This window comes from Salinicola sp. LHM (assembly GCF_034479735.1).
Lineage (GTDB): Bacteria > Pseudomonadota > Gammaproteobacteria > Pseudomonadales > Halomonadaceae > Salinicola > Salinicola salarius.
In genome coordinates this window covers 2,106,422-2,132,145 of sequence record NZ_CP140261.1, presented here as the reverse complement: position 1 = coordinate 2,132,145, position 25,724 = coordinate 2,106,422, and the positions used below count along the sequence as shown (strand labels likewise).

The 25,724-nt window shown below is 61.7% G+C and carries 27 protein-coding genes; 6 read left to right on the top strand and 21 right to left on the bottom strand.

The features are described from left to right. Positions 1 to 211 precede the first annotated feature (211 nt). Complete coding sequence (locus R5R73_RS09865) at positions 212 to 871, top strand: superoxide dismutase (protein WP_110632768.1); 660 nt, start codon at positions 212 to 214, stop codon at positions 869 to 871. A gap of 75 nt (positions 872 to 946) precedes the next feature. Here R5R73_RS09865 and R5R73_RS09860 read toward each other — a convergent pair whose 3' ends face one another. Together R5R73_RS09860 and galU are read right to left on the bottom strand one after the other, a co-directional pair. Next, positions 947 to 2,227: a nucleotide sugar dehydrogenase gene (locus tag R5R73_RS09860; protein ID WP_322527416.1), complete on the bottom strand. Its 1,281-nt coding sequence runs from the start codon at positions 2,225 to 2,227 to the stop codon at positions 947 to 949. Positions 2,228 to 2,231: 4 nt separating this feature from the next. After that, complete coding sequence (gene galU / locus R5R73_RS09855; protein WP_087719729.1) at positions 2,232 to 3,119, bottom strand: UTP--glucose-1-phosphate uridylyltransferase GalU; 888 nt, start codon at positions 3,117 to 3,119, stop codon at positions 2,232 to 2,234. A gap of 289 nt (positions 3,120 to 3,408) precedes the next feature. Between galU and ubiG the strand changes: the two genes are divergently transcribed. Next, on the top strand, positions 3,409 to 4,191 hold the full coding sequence (ubiG, locus tag R5R73_RS09850) for a bifunctional 2-polyprenyl-6-hydroxyphenol methylase/3-demethylubiquinol 3-O-methyltransferase UbiG (RefSeq protein ID WP_322527415.1): 783 nt from the start codon (positions 3,409 to 3,411) through the stop codon (positions 4,189 to 4,191). Then, on the top strand, positions 4,188 to 4,865 hold the full coding sequence (locus R5R73_RS09845; protein ID WP_322527414.1) for an HAD-IA family hydrolase: 678 nt from the start codon (positions 4,188 to 4,190) through the stop codon (positions 4,863 to 4,865). The genes ubiG and R5R73_RS09845 overlap by 4 nt, the downstream gene beginning before the upstream one ends. 32 nt (positions 4,866 to 4,897) lie before the next feature. Here R5R73_RS09845 and R5R73_RS09840 read toward each other — a convergent pair whose 3' ends face one another. From R5R73_RS09840 to R5R73_RS09780, 13 genes are all read right to left on the bottom strand, one after another. Beyond that, positions 4,898 to 5,656, bottom strand: a complete 759-nt coding sequence (locus R5R73_RS09840; protein ID WP_322527413.1) for a YciK family oxidoreductase — start codon at positions 5,654 to 5,656, stop codon at positions 4,898 to 4,900. A gap of 47 nt (positions 5,657 to 5,703) precedes the next feature. Further along, positions 5,704 to 6,561 carry a tol-pal system protein YbgF gene (ybgF, locus tag R5R73_RS09835; RefSeq protein WP_322527412.1) on the bottom strand — a complete coding sequence of 286 codons (858 nt, stop codon included), beginning with the start codon at positions 6,559 to 6,561 and terminating at the stop codon, positions 5,704 to 5,706. 18 nt (positions 6,562 to 6,579) lie between these two features. Continuing rightward, entirely contained in the window at positions 6,580 to 7,092 is a 513-nt protein-coding gene (gene pal, locus R5R73_RS09830; protein WP_322527411.1) for a peptidoglycan-associated lipoprotein Pal, read from the bottom strand. A 47-nt stretch (positions 7,093 to 7,139) separates the two neighbouring features. After that, entirely contained in the window at positions 7,140 to 8,465 is a 1,326-nt protein-coding gene (tolB, locus tag R5R73_RS09825; protein WP_416221184.1) for a Tol-Pal system beta propeller repeat protein TolB, read from the bottom strand. Continuing rightward, on the bottom strand, positions 8,465 to 9,634 hold the full coding sequence (gene tolA / locus R5R73_RS09820) for a cell envelope integrity protein TolA (protein ID WP_322527410.1): 1,170 nt from the start codon (positions 9,632 to 9,634) through the stop codon (positions 8,465 to 8,467). Before tolA ends, tolB begins: the two co-directional genes overlap by 1 nt. Before the next feature lie 9 nt (positions 9,635 to 9,643). Then, complete coding sequence (gene tolR / locus R5R73_RS09815; protein ID WP_087719721.1) at positions 9,644 to 10,099, bottom strand: protein TolR; 456 nt, start codon at positions 10,097 to 10,099, stop codon at positions 9,644 to 9,646. A gap of 14 nt (positions 10,100 to 10,113) precedes the next feature. Continuing rightward, entirely contained in the window at positions 10,114 to 10,791 is a 678-nt protein-coding gene (tolQ, locus tag R5R73_RS09810) for a protein TolQ (RefSeq protein ID WP_322527409.1), read from the bottom strand. Between the two features lie 25 nt (positions 10,792 to 10,816). Next, complete coding sequence (ybgC, locus tag R5R73_RS09805; RefSeq protein WP_110632787.1) at positions 10,817 to 11,227, bottom strand: tol-pal system-associated acyl-CoA thioesterase; 411 nt, start codon at positions 11,225 to 11,227, stop codon at positions 10,817 to 10,819. Then, positions 11,220 to 12,287, bottom strand: a complete 1,068-nt coding sequence (gene ruvB / locus R5R73_RS09800; protein WP_110632790.1) for a Holliday junction branch migration DNA helicase RuvB — start codon at positions 12,285 to 12,287, stop codon at positions 11,220 to 11,222. Before ruvB ends, ybgC begins: the two co-directional genes overlap by 8 nt. Before the next feature lie 7 nt (positions 12,288 to 12,294). Further along, complete coding sequence (gene ruvA / locus R5R73_RS09795) at positions 12,295 to 12,897, bottom strand: Holliday junction branch migration protein RuvA (protein ID WP_071230051.1); 603 nt, start codon at positions 12,895 to 12,897, stop codon at positions 12,295 to 12,297. 97 nt (positions 12,898 to 12,994) lie between these two features. Next, entirely contained in the window at positions 12,995 to 13,534 is a 540-nt protein-coding gene (ruvC, locus tag R5R73_RS09790) for a crossover junction endodeoxyribonuclease RuvC (protein ID WP_322527408.1), read from the bottom strand. A gap of 268 nt (positions 13,535 to 13,802) precedes the next feature. Continuing rightward, positions 13,803 to 15,584 carry an aspartate--tRNA ligase gene (gene aspS / locus R5R73_RS09785; protein WP_110632796.1) on the bottom strand — a complete coding sequence of 594 codons (1,782 nt, stop codon included), beginning with the start codon at positions 15,582 to 15,584 and terminating at the stop codon, positions 13,803 to 13,805. Positions 15,585 to 15,614: 30 nt separating this feature from the next. Next, positions 15,615 to 15,890 (bottom strand): FmdB family zinc ribbon protein, encoded by a 276-nt coding sequence (locus tag R5R73_RS09780; RefSeq protein ID WP_087719714.1) that lies wholly within the window; start codon positions 15,888 to 15,890, stop codon positions 15,615 to 15,617. Between the two features lie 370 nt (positions 15,891 to 16,260). Between R5R73_RS09780 and R5R73_RS09775 the strand changes: the two genes are divergently transcribed. The 3 genes from R5R73_RS09775 to R5R73_RS09765 all read left to right on the top strand — a co-directional run bounded on the left by R5R73_RS09775 (position 16,261) and on the right by R5R73_RS09765 (position 19,189). Then, positions 16,261 to 17,193 carry a D-2-hydroxyacid dehydrogenase gene (locus R5R73_RS09775; protein WP_322527407.1) on the top strand — a complete coding sequence of 311 codons (933 nt, stop codon included), beginning with the start codon at positions 16,261 to 16,263 and terminating at the stop codon, positions 17,191 to 17,193. A gap of 11 nt (positions 17,194 to 17,204) precedes the next feature. Continuing rightward, positions 17,205 to 18,149, top strand: coding sequence for a ribokinase (locus R5R73_RS09770; protein ID WP_322527406.1), 945 nt, complete (start codon positions 17,205 to 17,207; stop codon positions 18,147 to 18,149). A gap of 83 nt (positions 18,150 to 18,232) precedes the next feature. Beyond that, entirely contained in the window at positions 18,233 to 19,189 is a 957-nt protein-coding gene (locus R5R73_RS09765) for a nucleoside hydrolase (RefSeq protein WP_322527405.1), read from the top strand. A gap of 57 nt (positions 19,190 to 19,246) precedes the next feature. Here the strand turns inward: R5R73_RS09765 and R5R73_RS09760 are convergent, their stop codons facing one another. The 6 genes from R5R73_RS09760 to nei form a co-directional block, all read right to left on the bottom strand. Further along, positions 19,247 to 19,471 carry an acylphosphatase gene (locus R5R73_RS09760; RefSeq protein ID WP_322527404.1) on the bottom strand — a complete coding sequence of 75 codons (225 nt, stop codon included), beginning with the start codon at positions 19,469 to 19,471 and terminating at the stop codon, positions 19,247 to 19,249. Next, complete coding sequence (locus R5R73_RS09755) at positions 19,458 to 20,453, bottom strand: YihY/virulence factor BrkB family protein (protein WP_322527403.1); 996 nt, start codon at positions 20,451 to 20,453, stop codon at positions 19,458 to 19,460. The genes R5R73_RS09760 and R5R73_RS09755 overlap by 14 nt, the downstream gene beginning before the upstream one ends. A 162-nt stretch (positions 20,454 to 20,615) precedes the next feature. Then, the gene (locus R5R73_RS09750) at positions 20,616 to 21,533 is read right to left on the bottom strand and encodes a LysR substrate-binding domain-containing protein (RefSeq protein ID WP_071230059.1); all 918 of its coding nucleotides are present in this window, start codon (positions 21,531 to 21,533) and stop codon (positions 20,616 to 20,618) included. Between the two features lie 60 nt (positions 21,534 to 21,593). Continuing rightward, positions 21,594 to 23,024 carry a cardiolipin synthase gene (cls, locus tag R5R73_RS09745; RefSeq protein WP_416221228.1) on the bottom strand — a complete coding sequence of 477 codons (1,431 nt, stop codon included), beginning with the start codon at positions 23,022 to 23,024 and terminating at the stop codon, positions 21,594 to 21,596. A 164-nt stretch (positions 23,025 to 23,188) separates the two neighbouring features. Next, on the bottom strand, positions 23,189 to 24,694 hold the full coding sequence (locus tag R5R73_RS09740) for a fumarate hydratase (RefSeq protein ID WP_322529543.1): 1,506 nt from the start codon (positions 24,692 to 24,694) through the stop codon (positions 23,189 to 23,191). 184 nt (positions 24,695 to 24,878) lie between these two features. Continuing rightward, positions 24,879 to 25,700 carry an endonuclease VIII gene (nei, locus tag R5R73_RS09735; RefSeq protein WP_322529542.1) on the bottom strand — a complete coding sequence of 274 codons (822 nt, stop codon included), beginning with the start codon at positions 25,698 to 25,700 and terminating at the stop codon, positions 24,879 to 24,881. Positions 25,701 to 25,724 lie beyond the last annotated feature (24 nt).

Genomic DNA, 25,724 nt, shown 5'->3' with positions numbered 1-25,724 from the left:
AAATCGTCTCGCCGGCCACCTACTCGGCCACCTGCTTTCGGCGTCATCACGCCAGAGGAATCAGCGTCGGAAGCCGGCCTCGAACGGCCGAAGGATTACGTTACGTGAAAGCCGTGACGAAGCCTAGGCTTGGCAACGCAAGGGTCGCATGATAACAGCCGCGGTGAAGATATAGGCATCGAATTGGGATCTCGGCCGGGTTCGCGGTAGCATGCCCGCGACCTGCCCTCGCCCGATCCGGCTTGTGTCTACTGCCAACCGTCTTCCAACCATGTCGATGAGTACGATGTCTCACCTCGCGTCCCGATTCGAATTACCCGCACTTCCGTTCGAGCGCCATTCGCTGGAGCCAGAAGTGTCCAGAGCCCAGGTCGATCTGCTCTATAGCCATCATCATCGCCGTCACATCGACGCCCTCAATGCGCGACAGTCGCCCGATGACGATCTCTCCCTGGCCGCACTGGCGAACACGGATGACGGAACCGTGCGCCATCATGCCCAGGAAGCCTGGAACCTGGTATTCTTCTGGCATGGACTGAGCGCGCGTAGCGTGGAAGTGCCCGGCGCACTGGCCCGGCGGATCGATGCCGCCTTTGGCGGCATGGGGGCGCTGCAATATCGGTGGCGAGCCCAGATCGATGCCAGCGAGGCCGGGTGGTCCTGGCTGGTGATCGATGCTGAGAATCTGTTGCAACTGACGACATCGGCGCCGGGGCGATTCCCCGTCGGAACGATCCCGTTACTGGCGATCACGCTGGCCGAAGACGCCTATCGAATCGACCATCGAGGTCGACGAGGAGAGTATTTCGATGCGCTATGGCCGCATTTGAACTGGGAATACGCGCAGCTCAATAGCGAAGTGACCGAATGAGCGCTGGCCGGGCTGGCCAGCGCGGGTTTGAATGCCGCGCAACCCGAAGGGCCGGGCATGAAACGTCAAAAGACCCTAGGCCCGCCGCCCGATACCGCGGTAAACGAATCCCCGCGAGGCGACATAGGCCGGATCGTAGATATTGCGACCATCCAGGATCAGCGGCGTGTTGAGCGCCTGCAGCAGGCGTCGCCAGTCCGGGTTCCAGTAACACTTCCACTCGGTCACCAGCATCAGGGCATCGGCGCCTTCGCAGGCGCTGTAGAAGTCGCCTTCGCACAACTCCAACTGCGGGTGATCGGGGTAGAGCTGACCCAGCGCATGCAACGCTGCCGGGTCGTGCACCTTGACCGTGACACCCTGCGCCCACAGCGCTTCCAGCAGCGTCAGCACGGGAGCATGATCGATCCGAGCGGTGCCCGGCTTGAACGCCGCCCCCCAGATAGTGACGGTACGACCTTCGAGTTCGCCCTTGAAATGGTTCCAGAGCTTGCGGAACAGCGTCTCTTTCTTGCTCTCGTTGATGTCGAGGACATGTTCGAGCAAGTGGGACTCACGCCCCGTCGAGTGCTGGACATCGGCCAGACGCATCAGATCGCGAGAGAAGTTGGGGCCACCAAAGCCGCAGCCGGGGTAGAGATATTCGAAACCGATACGCGTATCGGCCCCCATCCCCTGGCGCACGTATTCGACATCCACTTCGAGCGAGTCGGCCAGACCGGCCAGCTCGTTCATGAAGCTGATACGCGTGGCCAGCATGCCGTTGATGGCGAGCTTGGTCAGTTCCGCGGCACGACGAGGCATCAACTGGAACACTTCGTGACGCCGATTGAAGGCGCGCAGCAGTTCGCGAATCTGCTGGGTACCCCATTCTTCTTCGCTACCCAGCAACCAGTGCGCCGGGCGCGTGAACGTCTCCCACGCGCGCCCTTCCTCGATACGGTCCGGCAGCGCGACGGCGACCTGCCCGGAGTGCCCCAGCAGTGCCTCGAGCTTCTCCGTCTGCCCTACGGGGAAGGTGGAATTGTTGACGACGACCAAGGGCGTGCTCTGGCGCCCCGGCACCTGCCTGACGTAACTCTCGGCGGCTTCACGCTGATCCGGCGACAGGGCCAGCCAGTGGACGTCCGCGTCGGTATCGGCCGGCACTTCTTCGACGATCACCAACTGACCGGAATTCTGGCCGGCCACAATCTGATCCTTGAGTCCCGGCTCGCTGATCACCCAGTCGGCATTGGCCAGACTTTCCCAGGGGAAATCGGCATGCGGCATCCAGGTAACCTGATGCCCGACCGAGCATAATGCGGCTGCGGCAGTCGCCGCGGCCAGTTCGCTACCATGTACGACCACCCGCATCGATTCAGTCCTCGGCCGCGTATTGTTTGATCAATTGACGGAAACCTTCACCCAGCGTCGGGTGCTTGCGTCCCAGCGCCAGTGTCGCCTCGAGATAACCGAGCTGACTGCCGCAATCATAGGTCTGGCCCTGCATGCGATAGGCCGCCGCGCCGCTTTTCTTGCGCAGCGTCTCGATGGCGTCGGTCAACTGGATTTCATTGCCCGCACCGGGCGGCGTTTCGGCCAGAATCGGGAAGATCTCGCCCGGCAACAGATAACGACCGATCACGGCCAGCGTCGACGGTGCCTCTTCGACCTTCGGCTTCTCGACCATGCCCGTCAACGGTGCGCTCTCGCCGGCAGCCGGCTCGTCGCCTTCCAGCGCCACGATACCGTACTTGTAGGTCAATTCCTTCGGTACGGTCTCGACCATGATCTGGGCCTTGCCGGTTTCGTCGAAGGCTTTGATCATGCCGGTGAGATCGTTGCTGGCCATGCCATCATCGTCGATGACGACGTCCGGCAACAGCACCGCGAACGGGTCGTTGCCAATGACCGGGCGCGCACAGAGGATGGCGTGACCCAGGCCGAGCGCTTCGGGTTGGCGCACGCTAATGATATTGACGTCGTCCGGGATGATGTTGCGAAGCTCTTCGAGGAGTTCGTCCTTGCCCTTGGCTTCCAGCTGCGTCTCGAGCTCGAAATGCTTATCGAAATGGTTTTCGATGGCGCTCTTCGAAGAGTGCGTCACCAGCACGATCTCCTTGATGCCTGCCTTTACCGCCTCGGAGACGACATACTGGATCACCGGCTTGTCGACGATCGTGATCATCTCCTTGGGAATCGCCTTGGAGGCGGGCAGACAACGTGTGCCGAATCCGGCGACGGGCAGTACGGCCTTGCGAATCATTTTTGAGGTCCTTCCCTTCCTGGGTATGAAATCAGCGGTTTGTTGGCGTCCCGATATCGGATCCTTCTGCTAGCTTAGCGGGCAAGAAGCCGAAAGCACAGTCGCAGAATGGTGACAAAATCGTGCCGCCCTTTTACCAGCTGTTTTTGCTAACTTGGCATCCAGCCAAGCTACCGTCCATAGTAGAATATCGCAAAGCCACGCACCGCTGAACCGGCTTCGAGTCGCGGCAGCGGTCGATCGACCCATCCGACGGTGCGCCGACATCCCAGGGAAGGAAGACCTATTCATGACACCATCATCTGATAACGCCGCGCTTCACGACAACGTCGCCCTCCATGGCAACGTGGACCAGGCCGAGATCGCCAAGTTCGATGCGCTGGCCAGTCGCTGGTGGGATCGTGAGGGCGAGTTCAAGCCATTGCACGATATCAACCCGTTGCGTCTTGGCTTCATCGAATCGCACGTTTCGCTGGCCGACAAGCGCGTTCTCGACGTGGGTTGCGGTGGCGGCATTCTCAGCGAAGCCATGGCCATGCGTGGCGCTCGGGTCACCGGGATCGACCTGGGGGAAGCGCCGCTGTCGGTCGCCAAACTGCACCAGATGGAGAGCGGCGTGGAAGTCGACTACCGTCACATCAGCGTGGAAGCGATGGCGGCTGAGCATGCCGGAGAATTCGATGTCGTGACCTGCCTCGAAATGCTCGAGCACGTTCCCGATCCCGGTTCGGTCATCGAAGCCTGCGCCAGGCTGGTCAAGCCCGGCGGTCATCTGTTCTTCTCGACGATCAACCGCAACCCGAAGGCATACACCTTTGCGATCCTCGGCGCCGAATATGTGCTGGGCCTGCTGCCACGCGGCACGCATGAATATCGCAAGTTCATTCGCCCTTCAGAGCTGTCGAGCTGGTGCCGTCAACATGGCCTGCGACTCCAGAACCAGACCGGCCTGACCTATAACCCCGTATCACGGCGGTACCGCTTGACTGCCAATGATGTCTCGGTCAACTACATGGTGCATGTGCGCCCCGAATGGACCGGAGAAGAGCGGACCGGCGGCGGCGGGCAATGAGGTCGAGTGTCTTGCCTCAAGCCTTGCTGTTCGATCTCGACGGCACCTTGATCGATACGGCACCCGACCTGGCCGAAGCCACCAATCGCCTCCGCGAACATCATGGCCTGGCGCGGTTGCCCTACGAGGTGATTCGCGCCCAGGTTTCCAACGGCGGTAGCGCGCTGGTGACACTTGCCCTCGAACTCGCCAGTGATCACCCGGAGCATGCCGTGGCCCGCCGATATCTGCTCGAGCGTTACGCGGAAGTCGTCGCCGACAATAGCCGCGTCTACCCGGGGCTGGAAGCCGTCATCGAGCGCTGGGAAGCCGGGAAGCGCGGCTGGGGCATCGTGACCAACAAGCCCAGGCTGTACGCGGAGCCGCTGGTCGAGGCGCTCGGATTGCGACCGGGCGTGCTCGTGTGCGCCGACGACCTGCCGGTCAGAAAGCCCGATCCCGAACCCCTGCTGTTCGCTGCCAGGCAGCTCGGCGTCGATGCCGGGAAGTGCTGGTATGTGGGAGATCACCGGCGCGACATGGAAGCGGCCGACCGCGCAGGCATGACGGCGGTAGCGGTACGTTACGGCTACATTCCGGACGACGAGAACATCGATGACTGGCCGGCAGCGCGTTGGTTCGACACTTCGGAGTCGCTCGCTGGCACACTCTTGGCGTCAATCGCTGAACGCTGAGCCGGTCCAGGCGGCAGGCTTTGTCGCCCGCCTCACGTCTTCGGCGGCTGGGCGTCGAAAGCCTGACCGCTGACTGTCTCGCTATCCGGCCCCATCAGCCAAAGGTAGGTCGGCATGATCTCTTCCGGCGTACGAAGCACTCGAGGATTCTCATCCGGATAGGCCGATTGGCGCATGGCCGTGCGTGTCGCGCCGGGATTGAGCGAATTGAAGCGAATGGCCGAGCCCTGATGCTCGTCGGCGAGAATCTGCATCAATCCTTCGGTGGCGAATTTCGAGGTCGAATAAGCACCCCAGTTGGCGCGTCCGCGCCGTCCTACGCTGGAAGACGTGAAAATGACGGACGCGCTGGCGGACTGCCCCAGCAGCGGCAGCAGAACTTGCGTCAAACCTAGCGTGGCGGTGAAGTTGACCTGCATCACCTTCGCCCAGAGCTCCGGGTCGTAGGCGTCGACCGCCACCCTCTCCCCGAGAATGCTCGCGTTGTGGAGCAGACCATCGAGACGGCCGAACTCCTTCTCAAGCTTCGCGACGACCGCTCGATAATCCTGCGAGGTCGCGCTCTCCAGGTTGAGCGGAAATATTGCCGGTTGTGGTGCACCCATTGCCTCGATGGCGTCGTAAACCACTTCGAGACGACTGACGCTACGGCCGAGCAGTATGACCGTAGCCCCATGGCGCGCGTAGCTCATCGCTGCAGCCCGACCGATACCGGCACTGGCACCAGAGATCAACACGATCTTTCCGTCGAGCAACCCGTCAGGTGCCTGGTAATCGATATGACACGTCATAAGGATGTCCTGATCCGCGGAGCCGGAAACCAGGTGGCCGGATTCGATCAGCCACCCATCTGATTGAGAAAGTCTCCTGCCATCTGCGCGGCATTGCTGTCCGGGTAGTCACCGCGGACGCGCTCGAGCAACTGACGACTGCCGTCGGTGTCACCCTGTCGCGCTTTCAGCAAGCCCAACTTGTATAGCGCATCCGGCATCTTGTTGCTTTGCGGATAATCGCTGATAACGGTGTCGAACGCATCGGCGGCCTGATCGAGCTGGGATTGTGCGGAGTAAAGCTCTCCCAGCCAGTAGTGCGCATTCGGTAGCAGGCTGGATTGCGGATAGTCACTGATGAACCCCTGGAACGCATCGATGGCCGAATCGAACTGGCGTGACTGCACCAGTTGAAACGCCGCCTGGTAGGCTTCGCGCCCATCTCCGCCACCGCTGCTCGCATTCGGCTTGCTGGACGAACGGTCATCCGCTGTTGCGCCATTCGCGCCATCATCGGCCGGTGCCGGGCTGCCCGCGACATCGCTTGCGCTACTGCTGTCGACACTGCCGCTATCGAGACCGGCGCCGTCCGAGCCACTATTGGAGCCGTTGCCATCTGCCCCCATGCCACCGCCCGAAATACGGTCATCGAGGTCCAGGTATTGTTGCTGGGTCTGCCGCTTGAGCTGGTCCAGCTGATAACGCAGCTCTTCGACTTGGCCGCGAAGCTGCTGAATCTGCTGCTGATTGTCCTGCAACTGGTTGAGAATCGTCAGCGTTCCCCCGCCGCTCTGGCGAGCCTCCGTCTGACTATAGAAGCCATTCGATTGACCGGTAAGGTCATCGACGACTGGTTGCTGAGCCCATACGGACAGCGGGAGCACCAGGGCTCCCGCGCCGCACAGTCTTTTCAGACCGTGTTTCATGCTTCTCTCCGTCGGTACTTAGTACGAGAACACGACGCGACGGTTCTTGGCGTAAGCTTCTTCGGTGTGGCCCTGAACTGCCGGACGCTCTTCACCGTAGCTGACGATCTGGATCTGGGACGGAGATACGCCCTGAACGGTCAGGTAACGCTCGACAGCTTGTGCACGGCGCTCGCCGAGACCCAAGTTGTATTCGCGAGTACCACGCTCGTCGGCATAGCCCTGCAGAGTCACGTTGGTGTCCGGGTTAGCCATCATGTACTGGGCATGACCGCGCAGTACAGATTCGAATTCGGGACGAATTTCTTCGCTATCGAATGCGAAATAGATGGTGTCGACGCTAGGCATCTGCTCGCCGGCGCCCATCTGGGAGCCTGAGGTGCCTTGGCCGGTGGTCATGCCCTGGCCAGACGTGCTGCCAGAGGTGCCATCCATGTCCCCTTCCTGGGTACCGCCACTGCTAGAACAGCCAGCCACTACGGCGAGTGAAAGCGCGACTGCTAACGTCTTGGCGTAGGTCTTGATTTGCATTGTCATCTCCTTGCTCGGATGTCGAATGACACAATGACTGTAGTCGTTTAGTTCAAAAACGGCGACCACGCGGGTTCGCGTACGTCACCCTGCGTCGAAGGCAGCCGGAAAGACGCGCGTCCATCCGAAGAAACTGCCCCCAACACACCTTGCGCCCCTTGCTGGGTAGCGAAGATTATCATGGTGCCATTCGGTGCGACACTGGGCGATTCGTCCCACTGTGAATCAGTCAAGACCGTGACACGATTGGTGTCCATGTCCTGCTTCGCCACGTGATAACCGCTGTCGTCACGAGTGACCATGAAGAGAGTTTTGCCGTCGGGTGAAAAGCGCCCGTCGGAGTTATAGCTGCCGGTGAACGTCACCCGCTCCGCCTGCCCGCCATTGGCCGACATGCGATATAGCTGTGGTGCACCGCTACGGTCGGAAGTAAAGATCAGGGTTCGGCCGTCCGGCGTCCAGTCAGGCTCCGTCTCGATGGCGGAGTTGTTGGTCAGCCGGGTCAATTGGCGCGTTGCCAGGTTCATTACGTAGATCTCGGGTTGGCCGTCTTTGGAGAGCGACATCGCCAACTTGCGACCGTCCGGTGACCAGGCCGGTGCGCCATTGATGCCGGGGAACGACGTCAGCCGCACGCGCTCGCCGGTGGAGGCGTTCTGGACGTAGATAGCCGAATTGCCGGATTCGAAAGAGACGTAGGCGATCTTCTGGCCGTCGGGCGACCAGGCCGGCGAGAGTATCGGATCATCGGAAGAGAGGATCTGCTGCGCATTGTAACCATCGGCATCGGCCACATAAAGCGCATAGCGAGCGTTCTCGCCCGCCCCGCTGGCCGAGACATAGACGATCCGGGTCGAGAAGGCACCACGAATGCCGGTAATCGCTTCGAAGATCTGGTCGCTGATGTAATGCGCACTGGCACGCAGGTCGCCACTGGACGAGGTCAGCGTCTCGCCCAGCATCCGCTTGCCGCCGAGAACGTCCATGAGCTCGTACTGAATGCGATATTGACCGCCCTGCGGCTCGATCTTGCCAACCACGAGGTAGCGGGCGTCGACACGTTTCCAATCGTCGTAGAAAACGTCTTCACTGCTGCTGGGCAGGGAAACGAGAGAGCTGCGGCTCAATGGCGAAAACTGGCCGCTGTGCTCCAGATCGTCGCTGACGATTTGCGCCACATCCTGTGGCAACCCGCCTTGACCACCGAACTCGAACGGCACGACAGCGATTGGCGTTGCCTGATCGCTACCGCGAGTGATTTCGATGGTCAGATTCTGTGCCTGGGCCGTAGTCGTCAGGCAAAGCATTGCCGTCAGCGCTAGCAGCCAACCGCTGGCCAGGGTTTTCCATCCTTGAGACATCCATCGTTTCATCACTGTATATCCCCGGGGGTGAATTTGAGATTGAAGTCACGGAACCGCCGCTGCAACCCCGCGTCAAGCTGCTGAAGCTCACGGAATGGCGCCGCGGCTTCCACGGCCTGCGTCGCCGAGCGATCGAAGCCGGGATTGCCGCTGCTGCGAGTGATGCTGGCTGCCAGCAACTCACCCGAAGGCCCCAGTCTTACACGTACCTGGGCTACCAAACCATTGTCCGCATTGGCCGGCAAGTGCCATCGGTCCTCGACGGCACGCTTGACCAGGTTGATGAAGCTGTTCGACGCCTGGTCGGATTGCTGGGCATTGGCGATCCGCTCCTGTTCGTTGGCAATCGAGTTGTTCAGCGCTTCGGCGGCGGCCTTCTTCGCGGCCGCTTCCGCGGCCTTTTTCTTTTCTGCCTCGGCTTTTGCCTTGGCTTCGGCCTTCGCCTTTTCCTCGGCCTGGCGTTTCTTCTCCGCCTCGGCTTTTGCCTTGGCTTCGGCTTTCGCCTTTTCCTCGGCCTGGCGTTTCTTCTCCGCCTCGGCTTTGGCTTCGGCTTCAGCTTTCGCCTTTTCCTCGGCCTGACGTTTCTTTTCCGCCTCGGCTTTCGCCTCGGCTTTCGCTTCGGCTTCAGCCTTCGCCTTTTCCTCAGCCTGGCGTTTCTTCTCCGCCTCGGCTTTTGCCGCCGCTTCAACCTGACGCTTCTTCTCTGCGTCCGCTCTCGCCCTGGCTTCCGCCTGGCGTTTCGCCTCGGCCGCCTGTTGCTGCTTTTCCGCCGCGGCGCGTTCGGCCGCCGCCTGCTCGGCTGCCTGCTGACGACGCTGGGCCGCCGCTTCGGCCTGTGCCGCTGCCGCTTGCCGTTCAGCCTCCTCGGCTTGAGCTTCTTCCTGCGCTTGCTGCTCGGCTGCCTGCCGGGCCGCTTCCTGCGCCTCCTGTTCGGCCGCCGCCTGGGCGGCTTCTTCGGCCTGGCGCTGTGCAGTACGCGCGCGCGCTTCCTGAGCGTACTGGGCCTGATCCGTTGCCGTCACGTCACTGACCAGTGTCGCCTGCACCACGGACGAAGAGCTCGGCGTGGGCTCGCTGTCCGGCAGGCGCAGCATCGTCATCAGTAGCGCCACCACGTGAACGGCGATCGCCAGGACGACGGGCAAGCCGTAACCCACACGGCGGTTTCGCTTCGCCATGCTGACTCCTTACCCTTTGCCACTCGAAGACGACTCGCCTTGCGGCGGCTCGGAAATCAATCCGACATTCGCCACACCTGCCATCTGCAGCGTACTCATCAGCGTCACGACCTGGCCATACGAGGCATTCTTGTCGCCTCGGACCATGACCGGCGTGTTGGGCTTGCGTTCGAGAATCGCCACCACCTGGTCGCCGACGGTCTGCAACGTAACCGGCTTGTCCTGCTCGCCCAGAGAAATGTAGTACTCACCCTGGCTGTCCACGGAGACGATGATCGGCTCCTGCTCCTCGGTGTCGATCGGCTCCGACGTGACCTGAGGCAGATCGACCTGCACCCCTTGGGTCAGCATTGGCGCGGTGATCATGAAGATCACCAGCAGTACCAGCATGACGTCGATGAACGGGACGACGTTGATTTCGCCCATCGGCTTGCGCCGATGATGGCGGCTATAGGGTCCACCCATGTCGAACCTCCGGCTCAGGCCGCCTGGTTGCCGCCGCGACCTTGCAGGTTACGGTGCAGGATCGAATGGAATTCCTCGGCGAAGTCTTCGTACTCGCCGAGCAGGCGGCTGGCAATGGATGACAGACGGTTGTAGAAGATGACCGCCGGTATCGCGGCGAAGAGCCCCATGGCCGTCGCGACCAGAGCTTCGGCAATCCAGGGTGCCACGGTGGAGAGCGTCGCCTGCTGCGCCATGGAGAGGCTCTGGAAGGAGCCCATGATGCCCCAGACAGTACCGAACAGGCCGATATAGGGGCTCGCCGATGCCACCGTTGCCAGCAGGGTGAGCTTGTCGTTGAGAGCATCTTCCTCGCGCGATAGCGCCACGCGCTGCGAGCGCTGGACACCGTCGAGCACCGCTTCGCTGCTGCGCGTCTTGGGCATCAGGCGATTGAACTCGCGAAAACCGGCACGGAACACATGCTCCGAGCCCTGCGCTTCGTAGTTCTCCGGGACATCACGGTAGAGTTCGTTGAGATCGACACCTGACCAGAATCGCTCGTCGAACGCCTTCTGCGCCTTTCTGGCTCGTCGCAGCGCGAAACTGCGCTGGAAGATCACGACCCAGGAAGCGATGGAAGCCGCCAACAGCAGGAGCATGACCAGCTGGACCACCAGACTGGCATTCATGATCAGATGGGGGATGGACATGGAGTCGTTCACGAAAATCCTCGAATCACTGGCTTGGAATGTCGGACGTCAGGACCGAGCGTAGTTCGCTGGGCCAACGTATCGGTTTCAGGCGTTGCGCGTCGACACAGGCAATATCGACCGTCGCTTCGCATAATGTATCCCCGTCGTACCGAACGGCCTGTTCGAATTGCAGCGAACAGGCCGCAACACGACTGACGCTGGCTGTTACCTCCAGTCGATCGTCGAGTCTGGCCGGACGTGCATAGCGACAGTTCAGTGAATGGACGACCAGTTGCACGCCCTGCTCGATCAGTCCGCGCTGACCGAAGCCTAGCGCATTGAGCCATTCACTACGTGCACGTTCCATGAATTTCAAGTAGTTGACGTAGTACACGATACCGCCGGCGTCGGTATCCTCGATGTAGACTTTCACCGGCAGGGTGAATTCACGCATTGCCAGCGTCCTCATCGCTCGATATCCCGACTCGTGATACCGGCTCGCCCAGCGCATGCTCGTGCGGGACGATGCCGAAGTGGGTATAGGCGGAACGAGTCACGATCCTGCCGCGGGCGGTACGCATCATGAACCCTTGCTGGATCAGATAGGGTTCGATGACATCTTCGATCGTGTCGCGCTCTTCACTGATGGCCGCCGCAAGACTGTCGACACCGACCGGCCCGCCATCGAATTTCTCGATCATCGCCAGCAGCAGCCGGCGATCCATGTGATCGAGCCCGTGACTATCGACGTTGAGCATGTTCAGCGCCTGGTCTGCGACGGAAGCACTGACCTTGCCGTCACCCTTGACCTCCGCGAAATCGCGCACTCGCCGCAGCAGACGGTTGGCGATCCGCGGCGTGCCGCGCGCGCGGCGTGCAATCTCCCGGGCCCCGGCGACATCCGCTGGCACGCCCAGCAGTCGTGACGAACGCGTGACGATCTCGGTCAACTCGTCGATAGCGTAGAATTCGAGCCGCTGGACGATGCCGAATCGATCGCGCAGCGGCGAGGTCAGCAGCCCGGCGCGAGTTGTCGCCCCGACCAGCGTGAAGCGCGGCAGATCGAGCTTGATCGATCTCGCGGCCGGGCCGTCGCCGATCATGATGTCGAGCTGGAAATCCTCCATCGCCGGATAGAGCACTTCCTCCACCGCCGCGGAGAGGCGGTGGATCTCGTCGATGAAAAGTACATCGCCCGGCTGCAGGTTGGTCAGCATGGCGGCCAGATCGCCGGCACGCTCCAGTACCGGGCCGGAGGTCGACTTGATGTCGACATCCATTTCGGCGGCGATGATATTGGCGAGCGTGGTCTTGCCCAGCCCGGGCGGTCCGAAAACCAGGGTGTGATCGAGACTGTCGCCCCGCTGGCGCGCGGCGGAGATGAAGATATCGAGCTGCTCACGCACTCGCGGTTGACCGATGTAGTCGTCGAGTCGGCGCGGTCGAATCGCATGGTCAACCTGCTGCTCGCCCTGCTGCGGTGGTGCCGCGATCAGACGGTCGGGTTCAATCATGGGTGCGTTATCCAGCCAGCTGGCGTGACAGCGCCGTTTTGATCAGCGCTTCGGTCGGGAGGGTCTTGTCCAGGCCGGAAAGCATGCGGGACGCTTCCGTGGGTTTGTAGCCCAGCGTGACCAGTGCAGCTTCGGCATCCGCTAACGGATCGGACGAAGGCTTTGCCGCTGTACTGCCATCGAGCAGCGACGCCTGACCTTCCTGCCAGTGCGGGAAACGATCGCGCATTTCGACGATCAGCCGGTCAGCCGTCTTCTTGCCGACGCCGGGCAACTTGGTCAATGCCTTGCTGTCGCCTTCCATCACGCAGTGAATGAAGGCGTCGGTATCCATCCCCGACAGGATGGCCAGTGCCAGCTTGGGACCGACTCCATTGACCTTGATCAGCGCCCGGAACAGCTGTCGCTCTTCGTCGCGGGCGAAACCATAGAGCAGGTGGGCGTCTTCCCGCACGCTGAGATGCGTGTAGAGTCGCACCTCTTCCCCCACGCCGGGCATCGAGACCAGTGTGGTCATCGAGGTTTCAAGCTCATAACCGACACCGTGTACATCGATGACGATCCAGGGGGGATGTTTCTCCAGCAGCGTGCCGTGCAAACGTCCAATCATGCCATCCGTATCCTTACTATGACGGCGTCCACTATACGCATCACCGATTCAACTGACTAGCTACCCCGATTCAACTCTCCAGCTACCTCCATGCCCCCTAATCACCGGGCCTGAAGTCCCGCCACCGCCCGCCTCGCGACGTCTTTCCTCGACGCTGGGGAGACACTGCCAGCAATCCATGGCGGGCATAGCCGTGGGTCAACGCGATGGCCAGCGCGTCGGCTGCATCGGCCGGCGGGAGCGCGTCGAGAGACAACAGCGCCATCACCATATGCTGGACCTGGGCTTTCTCGGCGCCGCCATTGCCCGTGACGGCCTGCTTGACCTGACGCGCGGCGTATTCATGCACCGGGAGGCCATGATTGGCGGCGCAGACGATGGCACTGCCGCGGGCCTGGCCCAGCTTGAGTGCGGAGTCCGCGTTCTTGGCCATGAACACACGCTCGATGGCGAACTCCGCCGGCCGGTAGAGGCCGATCAACTCGCTGACGCCGGCATAGACCCGCGCCAGCTTCTGGGCGAGATCCTCGCCCTCGATGCGAATGCAGCCGCTGGCGACATAGCGTGGCCTGGCGGCAACATCGATGACGCCGTAGCCGGTTACCCGTGAACCGGGGTCGATACCCAGCAGAATCAAGTACTGAACTCCTCGACCCTTCGGCCGGAAATCGTCATCGCCATGCTTCTCTCCAATCGATATCGGTGAACGTCTTCTGCCGATACCGATGAACCGCTCCGATCGGCACTGATGAATACATTGTCGGGCATGTCAGGATAGAACGCGCACCCGGCAATGCCCCTCGAAACGACGCCGGCGCCCCTGGGGGCGCCGACATCTGTATCCACCAGACTGGTTATTCGCCGGTGCTGTCCGGCTTCGCCTTCTGGTGTATCCACCAGACTGGTTATTCGCCGGTGCTGTCCGGCTTCGCCTTCTGGCGCAGGCGAATATGCAGTTCGCGGAGCTGCTGGCTGCTGACTTCACCGGGGGCGTCGGTCATCAGGTCGGCGGCGCTCTGCGTCTTGGGGAAGGCGATGACATCGCGGATGGTGCGCGAGCCGGTCATCAGCATCACCAGACGGTCGAGACCGAAGGCCAGGCCACCGTGAGGCGGCGCACCAAACTGCAGCGCGTCGAGCAGGAAGCCGAACTTCTCCTCGGCTTCTTCCTTGCCGATGCCGAGCACTTCGAAGACCGCACGCTGCATGGCCTGGTCGTGGATACGAATCGACCCGCCCCCCAGTTCGGTGCCGTTCAGCACCATATCGTAGGCGCGCGATAGCGCCGTGGCCGGCGAGGCCTGCAGTTCTTCCGGCGAGCACGATGGCGCAGTGAACGGATGATGTAGCGCCGAAAGACGGCCGTTATCGTCCGCTTCGAACATCGGAAAATCGACGACCCACAGCGGCGCCCACTTGGAGGTGTAGAGATCGAGATCTTCGCCCAGCTTGACGCGCAGCGCGCCGATTGCCTCGTTGACGATGCGCGCCTTGTCCGCGCCGAAGAAGATGATGTCGCCATCTTCCGCCCCGACACGATCCAGCAGCTGTTCGACGATGCCTTCCATGAACTTGACGATCGGCGACTGCAGACCCTCGAGCCCCTTGGCGCGCTCGTTGACCTTGATCCAGGCCAGCCCCTTGGCCCCGTAGATACCGACGAACTTGGTGTAGTCGTCGATCTCCTTGCGCGACAGCTTGGCGCCGCCGCTGACCTTGAGCGCGGCCACGCGGCCATCTTCCGCTTTCGCCGGGCCGGAGAAGACCTTGAAGTCCACCGATTGCATCAGGTCGTCGACATCCACCAGTTCCAGCGGAATGCGCAGATCCGGCTTGTCCGAGCCATAGCGCTGCATCGCTTCGCTGTAGGGCATGCGCGGGAACGTCGGCAACGCGACGTCCAGCACTTCCTGGAACAGCTGGCGCACCATCTGCTCGGTGGTGCCCATGATCTCCTGCTCGTCGATGAACGATGCTTCGATATCGATCTGGGTGAACTCGGGCTGACGATCCGCACGCAGGTCTTCGTCGCGGAAGCACTTGGCGATCTGATAGTAGCGGTCGAAACCGGACACCATCAGCAGCTGCTTGAACAGCTGCGGAGACTGCGGCAGCGCGAAGAAGTGACCGTCGTGAGTCCGGCTAGGCACCAGGTAGTCGCGCGCGCCTTCCGGCGTGGCGCGGGTGAGGATCGGCGTCTCGATATCGAGAAAGCCCTGCTCCTCGAGATAGGCACGCACGCTGTGGGTGATCCGCGAACGCAGGCGCAGCTTCTCGATCATCTCCGGGCGGCGCAGATCGATGTAGCGATACTTGAGCCGGACTTCCTCGCCCACCTTGCCATGCTCGTCGAGCTGGAAAGGCGGCGTGGCGGCGGTATTCAGGACATCGACCTGCTTGGCCAGCACTTCGATCATGCCGGTGGGCATGTTGGGGTTCTGGGTGCCTTCCGGGCGCAGCCGGATACGGCCGACGATACGCAGCACGTATTCGCTACGCGCGCGGTCGGCATTGGCGAACGCTTCTGCGGTATCGGGATCCACCACCACCTGAGCGACACCGTCTCGATCGCGCATATCGAGGAAAATGACACCGCCATGGTCGCGGCGGCGATGCACCCACCCGCATAGCGTGACTTCGTGATCGATCAATGACTCGTTCAATTGGCCGCAATAATGACTGCGCATGCTGGATCCTAGATTGGTAAAGACTGTAACTCAGGCTGAGGCTTTGCTGTCGCCGCTCGACTTGCTGCCGCTATCGCCTGCCGGTGCGGGGCTGGCGCTATCGCCAACGAGATTTTTCTTGCTGCCCGATTTGAAATCGGTTTCGTACCAGCCGCCCCCGGCCAGCCGGAATCCGGCTGCCGACACCAGGCGGGACAGCTCCGACTGCTCGCAGGCCGGACAGTCGGTCAGCGGCGCCGCGCTGAGCTTCTGGAGTTTTTCCAGGCGATGGCCGCAGGCCTTGCACTCATATTCGTAGATGGGCATGGTTTCATCACTCTAAACGGGATGGCGCCGTTTCATGCTTCGGCACCGTCCTGCTATCGACGCGCCCCGTCACCGGGGCCTCTGCGCGTCGCCCTGCCACCAAAACCGATGGGGGCGCCGCGTTTCAAATCGCTCTTGAAAATCGGGGCTGCTTCCGCCTTTTCAAGCGCGTCTTTCGGTCGATCTCGAAGGCGACCGAGGCGGCACCTGGCGTCGCGCTTTCCAAGCCGCGTTCGAAAGCCGCATAGTATAGCGCGCAGCAGCCGGTCGCGGGCAATATTACCGGCTGATAACGCCAATGTCGTCGTTCGCACGCCAGCGATTGTCATGCCATGCGATTCGAGACAGGAAAGAGACAAGGAAAAAGAACATGAAAGCCGTTCTTCTGGATGCCGCCTCACTGGGTGACGATGTCGATCTCGCCCCGATTCGCACCCTCGTCGAGAATCTCGACGTCCATCAACTCACCTTGGCCGAGCAGACGCGGGAGCGCCTGACCGGTGCCACGATCGCCCTGACCAACAAGGTCGTCATCGATGCCAAACTGATCGACGTGCTGCCGGATCTGAAGCTGATCTGCGTACTTGCGACCGGCACCAACAATATCGACATGGCAGCCGCCGAGCGGCGGGGAATCGCCGTACGCAATGTCTCCGCCTACGGCACGGCGAGCGTTGCGCAGCATACTTTGATGTTGATGCTGGCGCTGGCCGCCCGGCTCCCGCTTTACCAGAACGAGGTCAAGGCCGGCGCCTGGCAGCGCAGCGATATCTTCTGCCTGCTGGGTCATCGTACGCTGCAGCTCGCCGGCAAGCATCTCGTCATCGTCGGCAGCGGCGTACTCGGCACTGCCGTGGCCAGGCTGGGCGAAGCGTTCGGCATGCGTGTCACGTTCAGCGCACGTCCCGGTAACGAGGCCAGCGATTCCCGCCCAGCCCTCGCCACGCTGCTCGACACCGCCGATATCCTCAGCCTGCACTGCCCGTTGACCGACGAGACGCGCGGCCTCATCGACAGCGAAGCACTGGCCGCCATGAAGCCCGATGCACTGCTGATCAACTGCGCTCGCGGCGGTATCATCGATGAAGCCGCCGCCCTGGCCGCCTTGCGGGATCAACGTCTTGGTGGCCTGGCCGTCGACAGCCTGCCCAGCGAGCCGCCGCGCGTGGGCCATGCGCTACTCGACGCGCTCGCCGAGCCGCTCAATCTCATCGTGACCCCTCACAATGCCTGGATCACGCCGGAAGCGCGTCAGCGCGTCGTCGAGTTGACGGCAGACAATCTTCGCGACTGGCTGGCTTGAGGAGCAACGAAATGGCACACGAAACACCGGCGGTCTACAACTTCGGCTCCATCAATATCGATCACGTCTACCGGGTTCCCCATCTGGTTCGGCCCGGCGAGACGCTTTCCAGCACCAGTCTGCATCAGGTGCTGGGGGGCAAGGGCGCCAATCAGTCGTTGGCACTGGCACGTGCCGGCGGGCGCGTCGTCCATTGGGGCCGCCTTGGCGAGGCCGACCGCTGGGCGCTGGCCCCGCTCATCGAGGCAGGCGTCGAGGTGAACGATGTCGAACTGGTTGCCGGAGCCAGCGGTCATGCGCTGATCCAGGTCGACGACGACGCCGAAAATGCGATCATCCTCTACCCCGGCGCCAATCACGGCTTCGAGGAGAGTCGTCTGGGCGCGCTGGTCGACGCCGCCGAATCCGACGGCTGGGTCCTGATGCAGAACGAGTGCAACGCTGCCGAGCGGATGCTGCGTCTCGCCGCGGAGCGGGGGCTTTCCATCGCCTTCAATCCCGCACCGCTCTCCTCCGATGTCACCGACCTGCCACTGGAACTCTGCCAGATCCTGTTTCTCAACCGTGGCGAGGCGGCGGCGCTGGTGGCGCAGGACGAAGACACCGATGCCGACACTCTGCTGGCAGCATTGGCGACGCGGCTGCCGGACGTCGAGATCGTGCTGACCCTGGGTAGCGAGGGCGTTTGCCATCAGTACCGCAACGAGCGGGTGACGCTGACCGCCCATCGCGTGGAGGCCGTCGACACGACCGCTGCCGGCGACACCTTCATCGGCTATTTCATGGCGGCCAGACAACGGGGCGACGGCATTGAGCAGGCCCTTCGTCTGGCGACGACCGCATCGGCACTATGCGTCCAGCAGGCCGGCGCCGAGCCGAGCATCCCGGTGGTCGCCGCCGTCGAAGAGGCCATGACGACGCTGCCTGCCCTCACGCTCGAGCGACAAAGCGGCTGATCCACGGCCGTCGTCGATGATCATCAACCTTTCATGGCCAGCGCCTTGGCTGGCTTGCAACGAGATCGAACCCAGGAACTAGCATGCCCATACCCATCATTTTCGATACCGATCCCGGTGTCGATGACGCACAAGCCATCGCCATCGCGCTGGCTCACCCCGAGATCGAGCTGCTGGGGCTGACGACGACTTTCGGCAACGTCACGATCGAGGTCGCGACCCACAATGCGCTGCTGCTCGCCGAGCTGGCCGGCCAATCGATCCCGGTCGCCCAGGGCGCGGCGGGGCCGATGGTCAAGCGCAAGAACCCGCCGCCGGGCCACATCCATGGAGACAATGGCCTGGGCAATATCGCGCTACCCGAAATCACGACCCAGGCGCTGAAACAGAGCGCCGCCCAGTTCATCGTCGACCAGGTCAATGCCCGCCCTGGCGAAGTCGTTCTGGTAGCCGTCGGGCCGTTGGGGAATCTCGCCGCCGCGCTGCAGCTCGACCCCAGTCTGGTCGACAAGGTCAAGCGAGTGGTGGTGATGGGAGGTTCGATTCGAGAAGGCGGCAACGTGACGCCGGTCGCGGAAGCCAACATTTTCAATGATCCTCACGCCGCCGCCAGGGTTTTGCAGGCGGACTGGCCGCTCACGCTGGTCGGGCTGGACGCGACGCATCGCTGCGTGCTGGACCCGCAGAGCATGGCGCGGATCGTCGGAGCCCAAGGGGCGCTGGGGAAGGTGCTGGATGAAAGTTACGCCTTCTACCGTCGGTTCTACCAGCAGGCGCTGGGCATCGATGGCTGCTGCCCCCATGACAGTTGCGCGCTGGTCTGGCTGCTCCGCCCCGACCTCTTCAGCGTCGAGCGAGGCTATTTGAGCGTGGTTACCGATGGGCTGGCCGAAGGCCAGACGGTGATGGCGCCGGAGCAGCGGGAGTTCGTGGATACGCGCTGGTCGCAGGGTACGGCGGCTGAGGTCTGCCTGAGCGCCAACGGCCCGGGCGTGATCGACTGGATCGTCGAAACGCTCACGACCTATCCCTCTCCCTGAGGCGCGCTCGCCCGATCGCTATTCGCAGCGATCGGGCGAGTTCGTTGTCATTCGGCGTCAGCCCGTGGTGAAGCTCGCCGGCGCCGCGAGTGTGGCTTCTTCCACGGCGACGTCGGTCACGTCGGCCGCTGGTGAACCTTCCCACAATTGATCGATCAGTTCGGCGATGGCGACAGCCTCACCGCAGGCAACCACTTCGACCCGGCCATCCTCGAGGTTGATCGCATATCCGGTGATGCCCCAGCGTTCCGCATGGCGACGCACATGCTCACGATAGCTCACGCCTTGCACTCGTCCGCTCACCCGAGCCTTGATCGTCCGACGGGTCATGAGATGAATTCTCCTTTGTAATCACTTCATGGCGTATCACCACCGCCGTGTTGCGAGGCACGACATGACCGCCCTTGGCAAGGACGTGAGTCCGCGTGAACGCGGCGCCAAACAGCAGAATCAGCGATGAGTAATACACCCACAGCAGAACCAGCACGACCGAGCCGGCCGCCCCGTAGGTCGATGCCGTTGCGGTATGTGCCAGATAGGCGGCGATCGCGTTGCGTCCGATGATGAACAACACCGCCGTCACCAGAGCGCCCAGCAGCACATCGCGATAGGAAAGCACGACGTCCGGCAACACCTTGAATATCGTGGCAAAGAACAGCGTCACGACCACGATGGATAGCGCAAACTGGGCCATGTCCAGCAGAAAAACGCTGCCTGGCACCCAGTCACCCGCGTAATCGAAAGTCACTCGCAGGATCACGCCAAGCACCAGCGACACCATCAGCACGAAGCCGATGGCCAGTACCACTGCCATGGATAGCAGACGCTTCTTGGCAAACAGCAGAACGCTGTTCCGGTCCGGGTTGGGCGCGACGCTCCAGATGGTATTGAGCGAGAACTGCATCTGACCGAAAACCGTGGTCGCGCCAATCAATAGCGTCACGAAACCGATGATGGTGGGCAGAATGCCCGAAGCCTCGATACTGGATTGCGCCACGGCATCTTCGATCGCGTTGGCCGCCGAAGGCCCCAGGGTATTCTGCAACCGAGCCACGATTTCCCCGCGGGCGGCATCTTCGCCCAACCACAATCCGACCACACTGACTGCAATGATCACCGTCGGCGCCAAGGAAAAGAGCGTATAGAACGCCAGCGAACCGGCATAGCTGAAAGCGTTGCGGTCGAGCCACAGCTTGACGGAATCGCGAACCACTGCGCTCCAGTACTTGAAGAAGGAGATGGTGTTGGAATGGAGGGCTGTCACGTTGGTTCCTTGTTGTTGGCTGTCACCCCGCGAGGTGCAGACGAACTCTGGGAATCTCTGCCAAAGGGCTGTTTCGCCGATATCAATAGTCTAGACGAGATTGCGACCTACCCTGCCCGTGATGCCGCTCCGACGCCCGTCGCTTTCTCGGCCTGGCTCGACTCAGGCCCGCAAGAAGTCGCTCGGCAGCTTCATCATGCGTCGCCACAGCTTTTCCACGCCGGGCTTGTGTACCAGCGAGCAACGATAGAGGCGAATTTCCAGTGGGATATCCCAGTTGTCCCCCGCCGCACGGACCAGCTTGCCGTTGGCCAGTTCGTCACGAATGCAGAAATCGGGTATCCAGGCGAGACCGACACCCTGAAGCGCCATTCCCTTGAGTCCTTCTGCCATCGCGGTTTCATAGACCGTTTTCAATCGCATGCGCCCAGGCTCGTTCTTGAGCAGCATGCGTACGCTGCGGCCAAGAAAAGCGCCCTGAGTGTAGGAGAGAAACGGTATCGCGCCTTCTCCATCGAAGGAAAATTTCGGCCCGCCGGTGGCGTCCGGCACGCTCACGGGAAGCATCTTGACCTGGCCGATGGAGAACGAGGGAAATATCTCCGCGTCCAGTTGCATGGTGGCATAGGGATCGTGATACGCCAGCATCAGATCGCAATTGCCCTCTCGCAGCACGTGGATGGCATCGCCCACATTCATCGCCACCAGGCGCGTCGGCAGTTCACCGACCCCCTTCTGCAAGCGCGAAATCCAGGGCGGATAGAATGCCAGGGCCAGCGAATGCGCGGCGACGATATCCAGCGCCTCGTTGTCCATTGCCAGGCCGCGAACATGGGCCAGGCTATCGTTGAGCTGCTCGACGATATTGCGCGCAGTGACCAGAAAGAGCTGGCCTTCCGGTGTCAGGCTGACCGGTGTCGTCGAGCGATCCACCAGAGTGGCCCCGATCGCCTGCTCCAGCGAGCGAATCCGACGGCTGAAAGCCGGTTGCGTGACATGTCGTTGACGTGCGGATCCCGAGAAACTGCGCGTATTGGCTAGGGCAACGAAGTCTTCGAGCCATTTGGTTTCAAGATTCAATGAAGCCTCCGGCATCCATTCTGCTAACCGGCCGTCAGGCCGGCAGTAAAGGCTGCGTCATTATTGTACGGGTGACAGTAAGTAAGTGGCCCGCGAGAGCAGCTTGCGCCAGAGCGGGCGCTCGGCAAGCTCACGCTGGCTGACTTGGCGGCTATTGGCGAAATCCTTCTCGAGCATGTCGAATACGGTAGCGGCGAAGGACTTGTCGGGTATATAGGCGGTGATTTCGAAGTTTAGCCTGAAGGACCGATTGTCGAGATTGACCGTTCCTACCATTGAGGTGTGGTCATCCACGAGCAGGACTTTCTGGTGTAGGAAGCCAGGTTGATAACGGTATATTTTAACACCGTTACGAATCATTTCCGGCAGGAAGGCAAAGGCCGAGAGAAACACCAGCAGATGGTCCGGCCGTTCGGGGATCAGCACACGCACGTCGACTCCTCGCAGCGCGGCCAACGTCAGCGCATCCTGAACGCCATGGTCGGGAACGAAATAGGGGCTGGTTACCCAAAGGCGGTGTCGGGCCCCGTGAATGGCATGCTGCACCAGCAGGCTTGCCGTTTCTCTTCCATCGGCCGGCCCGGAAGGCACGACGGCAACGTGCTGGGACGTTCCCGATACGGGCTGGGGTTTCCAGCCCAGTGCCAAAATATCGCCCGTTGCCCAGTACCAGTCTTCCCAGAAGGCTTCCTGCAGTGCCAGCACGCTCGGCCCCTGGAGCTTGAGGTGCGTGTCGCGCCATTTGCCGTATCGCTCGACGCGCCCCAGATACTCGTCGGCCACGTTGAGTCCGCCGGTCCACCCTTCGCGCCCGTCGACCACCACGATCTTGCGATGATTGCGGAAATTGATCTGGAAACGATGCCGCCAACCGCGAGATGAATTGAAGGCCGAGACACGGACCCCCGCCTCCTCGAGATCCCGCAGATAGCCGCCGGAGAGCCCTCGGCTGCCGATCTCGTCGTAGAGAAAGTAGACGTTGATGCCACGCTCGGCCTGATGGATCAGCTTCCGCTTGAAGGCCATGCCGATCTCGTCGGCTCGGACGATGAAGAACTGGACCAGAATGTACGTTTCGGCATGATCGATGCCATCGAACAGGCTTTCGAAAGTCTCGTCGCCGTCGACCAGCAGCTCGGCCCGATTGCCCTGGGTCATCGGCATCCGCGCCAGCCCCTCGACCGCACGAATGCGGCCGCTTGCGGTCTCCGGGCGTGAGATATAAGGCTCGGTCTGCGGGCGATAGCGCTGCAGGACCTGACGAAGCACGGTATCGCGCTCGCCTCGTGCGGAGACATAGCCGTAGAACCGAGGTCGACCGAAAGTCCAGAAAATGGGCACGGCAATGTAGGGGAAGCTGAGCAACGTGACGATCCAGGCGACAGCGCCTTGAGAGGTACGGCTCGACATCAGTGCCACGATTGCCGTGACAATGCCCGCAACATGGGTAACGAACAGCAGCATACCGATCAGCCAGGTCATGTCCGCCATCGTTCACCACATCGCATCATATCGTCGCTCTCGCCAAAATCGCCAAGCATTATCATACCGAAAAAAGAAGAGAGCCCCACAGGGCTCTCTTCTTTCAGCGCTTTTCTCTCCGACAGACGCTTCGGACAGGTTCCGCGCAACCACGATGATGCCGTGCTTGACCGTCAAACTCGCTCGGCGATGATCTCTTTCCACTTGGCAGGCCCGGTCTGGTGGACCGACGTACCCAGATGATCCACGGCTACCGTGACCGGCATGTCCTCGACCTCGAACTCGTAGATCGCTTCCATACCCAGGTCATCGAAAGCGATGACTTCCGCTTTCTTGATGGCCTGCGCCACCAGATATGCCGCGCCACCGACAGCCATCAGGTATACCGCCTGATTGTCGCGAATGGCCTCGATCGCCAGCGGTCCGCGCTCCGCCTTGCCGACCATGCCGAGCAAGCCGGTCTCTTCTAGCATCGTCCGCGTGAACTTGTCCATGCGGGTGGCGGTGGTCGGCCCGGCCGGCCCAACCACTTCATCGCCCACCGGGTCGACCGGCCCGACGTAATAGATGAACCGGTTCTTCAGGTCGACCGGCAGACTCTCGCCCTTGGCCAGCATATCGACCATCCGCTTGTGGGCAGCGTCGCGCCCGGTCAGCAGCTTGCCCGACAGCAGTACAGTATCGCCAGGCTGCCATTCGCGCACGGCTTCAGGGGTGACTTCGTCGAGATTGACGCGGCGTACGCCCTCGCCGACCTCCCAGGTGATTTCCGGCCAGTCGTCGAGCTTCGGCGCCGGCAGCTCGGCCGCACCGCTGCCATCGAGAGTGAAATGGACGTGACGCGTCGCCGCGCAGTTGGGAATGATGGCGACCGGCTTGTTGGCAGCGTGGGTCGGATAGTCCTTGACCTTGATGTCGAGGACTGTCGTCAGACCGCCCAGCCCCTGAGCACCGATGCCGCTCTGGTTGACCTTCTCGAACAGCTCGAGACGCAGCTCCTCGGCCCGGTTGCTGGCGCCACGGGCCTGCAACGCTTGAATGTCGATGGGATCGAGCAGCGCTTCCTTCGCCAGCTCCATCGCCTTTTCCGCCGTTCCGCCAATGCCGATACCCAGCATGCCTGGCGGACACCAGCCCGCCCCCATCTTGGGCAGCTGTTCCATGACCCAGTCGACGACGCTATCCGACGGATTGAGCATGGCGAACTTGGATTTCGCTTCACTACCGCCGCCCTTGGCAGCGACATGAATTTCCACCGTATCGCCCGGCACCAGCTTGTGATGGATGATCGCCGGCGTGTTGTCGCCGGTGTTCTGGCGCTTGCCATCGGGGTCGGCCAGGACTGATGCACGAAGGACGTTATCCGGCAGTGTATAGGCGCGGCGAACGCCTTCGTTGACCATGTCGTCGAGGCTCATGTCCGCTTCCCAGCGAACATTCATGCCGACGTGAACGAATACCGTGACGATGCCCGTGTCCTGGCAGATCGGACGATGGCCGGTGGCACACATCCTCGAGTTGATCAGGATTTGTGCGATGGCATCGCGCGCGGCGGGATTCTCTTCCCGCTGGTACGCCGCGTGCATGGCATCGATGAAATCCTTGGGATGGTAATAGGAGATGTACTGCAGCGCATCGGCCACGCTTTGGATGAGATCCTCCTGACGGATCGCGGTCATCAAGGTACTCCTGGCTGGTCACGGTAACTGCCCGACGGGTTCATCGCCCGTGAGTCGGTGATTTCAAGCGCGGGAATTATACCTGAGTAACGGGAAATTGGCAGTTTGCTACAAGGTGTCAGCATAAAAGATAACGGTATAAACCTTCACTTCCGATTCCCTAATACGATCCGATGCGATTTCTTCAGCCCTGCTGGCAGACAGGACAATAATAGAATCGGCGAGACGCGACAGACGCACGCTGGATAGTGGCACCGCAGGCGTGGCAAGGCTCTTCATCACGATCGAAAACGGCGAATCGCCACTGGGCACGACGTTTACCGGCTCGCTGCATTCGCTTTCGCCAGCCAGACCGATTGGTCACGCCCGCTTCGCGATACGCCTGGTGAATCGTCGTCAGGATGCTGTTCGCGAGCTTTTCCCGCTGGGTATCAGACAGGTCCCTGGGTCGCTTCATGGGCCCGAGCCCGGCATAGAACAGGATCTCCGAACGCAGGTAATTGCCGATGCCTGCATAGAACCCTTGATCGAGCAACAAGCTGCCCAGACCACGGCCCGCGAAACGGCGCTCGCCCAGTCTCGCGACGATATCCCCTGTCGAGACGTCATGCGTCAGCAGATCCGGGCCTAGTCGCGCCAGGAACGGCTGCCGCTCCAGGGTTTGCGTGGTCCACAACGAGATATCGGAAGCACTGTAGAGGCTCGCCGTATGTCGGGAGGTCGACAAGCGGGCGCGCAGGATGCGATTCGTCCTGGGCGGTCGGTCGCTCCGATGGAGACGCCAGACGCCATAGAGCTGGTTATGGGAATAGAGCACGTGGCCATCGGCAAAAGTCACCAGCAGCGCCTTGCCCCAGCAATCGACCGCAGTCACCCGAGTCTGACGCAAGCGCCCCGCCATCGATTCAAGTTCGGGGAAGGCAAACCAGACCTGCGTCAGCGGCACACCAGCCAATACCTTACCTAGTCGATCCGCGACGCGACGGATTTCCGGTCCTTCCGGCATAAAACAGCGCTACCTCGATTCGGA

Bases quoted from the DNA above. Each gene is read 5' to 3' on its own strand.
- R5R73_RS09865 (WP_110632768.1), top strand. From the start codon at position 212: ATGCCCGCGACCTGCCCTCGCCCGATCCGGCTTGTGTCTACTGCCAAC.
- R5R73_RS09860 (WP_322527416.1), bottom strand. From the start codon at position 2,227: ATGCGGGTGGTCGTACATGGTAGCGAACTGGCCGCGGCGACTGCCGCA.
- galU (WP_087719729.1), bottom strand. From the start codon at position 3,119: ATGATTCGCAAGGCCGTACTGCCCGTCGCCGGATTCGGCACACGTTGT.
- ubiG (WP_322527415.1), top strand. From the start codon at position 3,409: ATGACACCATCATCTGATAACGCCGCGCTTCACGACAACGTCGCCCTC.
- R5R73_RS09845 (WP_322527414.1), top strand. From the start codon at position 4,188: ATGAGGTCGAGTGTCTTGCCTCAAGCCTTGCTGTTCGATCTCGACGGC.
- R5R73_RS09840 (WP_322527413.1), bottom strand. From the start codon at position 5,656: ATGACGTGTCATATCGATTACCAGGCACCTGACGGGTTGCTCGACGGA.
- ybgF (WP_322527412.1), bottom strand. From the start codon at position 6,561: ATGAAACACGGTCTGAAAAGACTGTGCGGCGCGGGAGCCCTGGTGCTC.
- pal (WP_322527411.1), bottom strand. From the start codon at position 7,092: ATGCAAATCAAGACCTACGCCAAGACGTTAGCAGTCGCGCTTTCACTC.
- tolB (WP_416221184.1), bottom strand. From the start codon at position 8,465: ATGAAACGATGGATGTCTCAAGGATGGAAAACCCTGGCCAGCGGTTGG.
- tolA (WP_322527410.1), bottom strand. From the start codon at position 9,634: ATGGCGAAGCGAAACCGCCGTGTGGGTTACGGCTTGCCCGTCGTCCTG.
- tolR (WP_087719721.1), bottom strand. From the start codon at position 10,099: ATGGGTGGACCCTATAGCCGCCATCATCGGCGCAAGCCGATGGGCGAA.
- tolQ (WP_322527409.1), bottom strand. From the start codon at position 10,791: ATGTCCATCCCCCATCTGATCATGAATGCCAGTCTGGTGGTCCAGCTG.
- ybgC (WP_110632787.1), bottom strand. From the start codon at position 11,227: ATGCGTGAATTCACCCTGCCGGTGAAAGTCTACATCGAGGATACCGAC.
- ruvB (WP_110632790.1), bottom strand. From the start codon at position 12,287: ATGATTGAACCCGACCGTCTGATCGCGGCACCACCGCAGCAGGGCGAG.
- ruvA (WP_071230051.1), bottom strand. From the start codon at position 12,897: ATGATTGGACGTTTGCACGGCACGCTGCTGGAGAAACATCCCCCCTGG.
- aspS (WP_110632796.1), bottom strand. From the start codon at position 15,584: ATGCGCAGTCATTATTGCGGCCAATTGAACGAGTCATTGATCGATCAC.
- R5R73_RS09780 (WP_087719714.1), bottom strand. From the start codon at position 15,890: ATGCCCATCTACGAATATGAGTGCAAGGCCTGCGGCCATCGCCTGGAA.
- R5R73_RS09775 (WP_322527407.1), top strand. From the start codon at position 16,261: ATGAAAGCCGTTCTTCTGGATGCCGCCTCACTGGGTGACGATGTCGAT.
- R5R73_RS09770 (WP_322527406.1), top strand. From the start codon at position 17,205: ATGGCACACGAAACACCGGCGGTCTACAACTTCGGCTCCATCAATATC.
- R5R73_RS09765 (WP_322527405.1), top strand. From the start codon at position 18,233: ATGCCCATACCCATCATTTTCGATACCGATCCCGGTGTCGATGACGCA.
- cls (WP_416221228.1), bottom strand. From the start codon at position 23,024: ATGGCGGACATGACCTGGCTGATCGGTATGCTGCTGTTCGTTACCCAT.
- R5R73_RS09740 (WP_322529543.1), bottom strand. From the start codon at position 24,694: ATGACCGCGATCCGTCAGGAGGATCTCATCCAAAGCGTGGCCGATGCG.
- nei (WP_322529542.1), bottom strand. From the start codon at position 25,700: ATGCCGGAAGGACCGGAAATCCGTCGCGTCGCGGATCGACTAGGTAAG.